Consider the following 4,200-nt stretch of genomic DNA (forward strand, 5'->3'; position numbering starts at 1 on the left):
CATTGTGACCGCGGTGACGCTTCTGTTCCTGATGATCCATGCCGTGCCGGGCGATCCTGCCGCGATTCTGCTCGGCCCGCGCGCGACGCCCGAGATGAAGGCGCAGCTCCATCAGCAGATGGGACTCGACAAGCCGTTTGTGGTGCAGATTGCCACCTTCTTCGGCGGGCTGCTCCAGGGCAATCTCGGTTACGACGTGTTCAGCCAGAGACCTGTTGCCGATATCGTCTTCGAGCAATTGCCCTATACGATCGAACTGATCCTGGTCTCGATCTCATGGGCGGTCGCGGTTGCGGTACCGCTCGGCTGTTACTCGGCCATGCGGCGAAGCTCCGTGATCAATCAGATAGCCGGCGTTCTGACGGTCGCCACGATCGCAATTCCCTCCTTTGTTATGGCCGTCTACGCGCTACTGATTTTCGCCGTGGCTTTACGCTGGTTGCCAGCGATCGGCGCCGGCAATGGTTTCTGGGATGAGCTTATCCATCTAATCCTCCCAGCCTTTGCCATTGGAAGCGGCTGGGTCGGCTACATTTCCCGACTGGTTCGTGCATCCATGCTAGAGATTCTTGGGGAAAATCACATACGTATGGCCCGCTCGTTTGGGCTTTCGGAATGGCGCATAATTGCGCGCTACGCGCTGCCGCTCGCGATACTGCCGACCGTGACCATACTCGGCATTGGGATAGCGTCGCTACTTTCGTCCGCTGTCTTTATCGAGGTGGTCTTCGCGAGACCTGGCATCGGCGCGCTAATAGTGGACGCGGTCAATACGCGCAACTACCCGATAGTGATGGGCACCGTGCTCGTCACTAGCCTCCTTGTCGTCGTCGCGACGACGCTCTCCGATCTGGTCGCTGCAGCGCTCGATCCTCGAACCCGCGAGAACCTCTAGCATGGCGAGCCTTGAAGCTATCCACCCCAAAGGCAATGAGGGAGAGGGCCTCGGCACCTTACGCAGCTTCCTACAGCAATTGGGCAACAACCGTCTGGGCGTGCTCGGAGCAGCGCTCGTGGTGCTTGTGGTGGCAAGTGCGCTCTTTGCTCCGCTCATCATCACGCATGACCCGATCCGAATCATGGTCGGGCCGCGCCTGGCGGGCCCTTCGCCGGAATTTCTTCTGGGCACGGATCATCTGGGTCGCGACACGTTCTCGCGCGTCATGATGGGCGGCCGCATCCCGCTCCTCGTCGCTTTCGCCTCCCTTGGCAGTGCGCTGGCGGTCGGTCTTTTGCTTGGCCTCATCGCAGGCATAGGGCCGCGTTGGCTAGACAATTTGCTTCTGCTTGTGTTCGATACGAAGCGCTCCATTCCCAGCATCATTTTCGCGCTGGCCATGATCGCGCTTCTCGGACCCAGTCTGGCCACTCTTATTTTCGTCATTGCCATAGGGTCGGTGCCGATCTACGGGCGCGTAGTCCGCACCCAGACGCGGGCCCTGCGCAACAGTGAGTACATTGCCGCGGAGCGCAGCATGGGCGCGAGCGCGACGCGCATCCTCGCCGTGCACGTACTGCCCAACGTCATCGGCCCGCTCCTGATTCTCGTCAGCATGGACATTCCGGCCGTCATCGCCGTGGAGGCAGGTCTCAGCTTTCTTGGCATGGGCGTGCGCCCGCCCACGCCCGATTGGGGAGTGATACTCAGCGATGGCTATAGCTCCATCAATCAGTCGCCCTGGCCGGTCATTGCCGGCGGCGTTCCCATCGTTCTCGCAACGCTAGGCTTCACATTCCTCGGTGAGGCGTTGCGCGACATATTCGATCCCAAGCTGCGGAAAGACCTATGAGACGCGATAATCCGGCACCGCACATGTCCGCCCGTCCGCTTCTTGAGATCCGTGGGCTCCACCTCGACTTCGGCACACCGCGCGGGCATGTTCATGCGCTACGCAATGTTTCGCTCGATGTACCTGCCGGACAGGTGGTTGGAATCGTCGGGGAAAGCGGATCCGGAAAATCGACGCTGGCCTATACGGTGATGGGTCTGCTTTCCGACAATGCAGAAGTCACATCTGGCGCTATTCTGTTCGAGGGACGCGACTTGCTCAGCATGCCCACTTCGGCGCGACAGAGCCTGCTCGGCGATCGCCTTTCCATGATCTTCCAGGATCCGATGACTGCACTTAACCCCGTGCGGACCATCGAAAGTCAGATGATCGATATTCAACACCACGAACAAAGCGGCCGGAGCGAAAAGCGCGCTCGTGCCATCGAAATGCTTCACCGGGTCGGAATTGCCGATCCTCAAAGCCGAATAGGCGCCTATCCGCATCACTTCTCCGGGGGCATGCGTCAGCGCATCTGCATCGCCATGGCGCTGCTTGTGAAACCGGCGCTGCTCATCGCCGACGAGCCAACCACCGCGCTTGATGCAACGCTGGAAGTGCAGATCATCCATCTTCTCAAAGAACTGCAAAAGGAAATCGGTTGCTCGATTCTCTTCGTCTCCCACCATCTCGGAGCCGTGGCTGAGTTGTGCGACCGCGTCGCGGTCATGTATGGGGGCGAGGTGGTGGAGGTGGGGGCTGTCCGGGAGATCTTTCACAATCCTGCTCATCCATATACACGCGCACTGCTTGAGTGCGATCCAGGGCGGATCAGACAAAGGACTCGCACTTTGCCGACCATTCCGGGCGAGGTGCCCAGTCTGCTTGGCAACAGGAAAGGATGCATCTTCCGCGCCCGGTGCTCCCAGGCATTCGATCGCTGTTTGCATGAGGACCCGGTCGAGTACCGCATCGGTTTGGATCAAATTGCCCGATGCCATCTGCTCGATGAAAAGCGGCTGGTGTCGGCATGAGTGCGCTGCTGCGAGTACAGGATCTGCGCGTCCGCTTCCGCACCATGGGTCCGCTGAAAGCACTTGCCACAGGAACAAAAGCCCCTTTTATCGATGCAGTATGCAGCGTCTCCTTTGAAATCCGAAAGGGCGAGACGCTGGCCATTGTAGGCGAGAGCGGCTCAGGCAAATCCACTATCGCTCGCACGATAATCGGCCTGCAGCGGGCCGTGAGCGGCAGCATCAGCTTCGATGGACAAGAAATAGCGGAGCTTGGTGCGGCCAAACGCAGACCTCACTTGCGGCGCATGGCGATGATGTTCCAGGATGCGGTCGGCTCACTCTCGCCGAGGCTGACTGTGCGATCGCTCCTGGCGGAGCCTTTCCGGATTCACGGACGGAAGGATCGCGATGCCGGCGCTGAAGCGGAACGTTTGTTGCGCATGGTCGGCTTGCCGGCGGATTTTGCCCGCCGCTATCCCCACCAGCTTTCCGGCGGCCAAGCCAGGCGCGTGGGTGTCGCGCGTGCACTTGCGCTCAATCCGGATCTGATCATCGCCGACGAGCCCACGGCGGGCCTCGACGTCTCGGTTCAGGGGGAGGTGCTCAATCTCCTTGCGCGTCTGCAGGACGAACTCGGCATCGCCATCCTTATGATCACCCACAACCTCAATGTCGTGCGCCATATATCCGACCGTATGGCGATCATGTATCTCGGCCGCTTCGTCGAGGTCGGCTCGACTGAACGAGTATTCGATCAGCCGCGCCATCCCTATACGCAAGCCTTGCTGTCGGCGAATCCGGAGCCTGATCCGGATGCCGTTCTCAATCGCATTGAGATCAAGGGCGAGGTGCCGAGCCTGATGAGGCGACCATCCGGCTGCGAGTTCCACACGCGCTGTCAATACGCGCAGGATATCTGTGGCCGCGTGTTCCCCGAACCTTCAGCAAATTGGGAAGGCGCGGAGCACAGCTTCAGATGCCATTTCCCGCTTGGACGACGAACCGATCGGCCGTTGGAAACGGCCCTCTCCCCGGCTGGACCCAAGTCTGACGAGTGCCAGTCCTGATCGCTCCTGTGTGTCGGCAATCGAAAAAAAAGAAGGAATAGCGCGAAATGACGGCGAGTGAATGAGTGGAATACGACGCCACCGGTTTAGACTCTCTGTTGAGCGCGGGCGAAGTGACTCCTGTGGGGATGATGCGCTTGGCCCGCGAGGCTTACGAGGAGATTATCCGACGCATTAACGCTGTAGTCGTTATGCGATCCGGGGAAGTACTTAGGTAGCCGCAGATCGCGCTTCCTCGGGAGACGCGATGCCTGCCTCTCGAGACCCAGCTAACTACCGCGATGCCAAGCGTAGCCATGCCACCTGGTGGTGTCTCTCGCACCACCAACCCACCCCATTTTGGAGGAC

4 protein-coding genes are annotated in these 4,200 nt (G+C 59.9%); all 4 read left to right on the forward strand.

Annotated elements, in window-relative coordinates:
- On the forward strand, window positions 1–895 hold an 895-nt coding region (locus tag EOC94_RS32880), incomplete at its 5' end, for an ABC transporter permease (protein ID WP_348627414.1).
- A 1-nt stretch (window position 896) separates the two neighbouring features.
- Window positions 897–1,790 (forward strand): ABC transporter permease, encoded by an 894-nt coding sequence (locus EOC94_RS32885; RefSeq protein WP_127295754.1) that lies wholly within the window; start codon window positions 897–899, stop codon window positions 1,788–1,790.
- Window positions 1,787–2,803 (forward strand): ABC transporter ATP-binding protein, encoded by a 1,017-nt coding sequence (locus tag EOC94_RS32890; protein WP_185928383.1) that lies wholly within the window; start codon window positions 1,787–1,789, stop codon window positions 2,801–2,803. Before EOC94_RS32885 ends, EOC94_RS32890 begins: the two co-directional genes overlap by 4 nt.
- Window positions 2,800–3,852, forward strand: coding sequence for an ABC transporter ATP-binding protein (locus EOC94_RS32895; RefSeq protein WP_127295756.1), 1,053 nt, complete (start codon window positions 2,800–2,802; stop codon window positions 3,850–3,852). The genes EOC94_RS32890 and EOC94_RS32895 overlap by 4 nt, the downstream gene beginning before the upstream one ends.
- Window positions 3,853–4,200 lie beyond the last annotated feature (348 nt).

Origin of the sequence: Mesorhizobium sp. M6A.T.Ce.TU.016.01.1.1 (assembly GCF_003997065.1) — a bacterium.
GTDB lineage: Bacteria > Pseudomonadota > Alphaproteobacteria > Rhizobiales > Rhizobiaceae > Mesorhizobium > Mesorhizobium mediterraneum.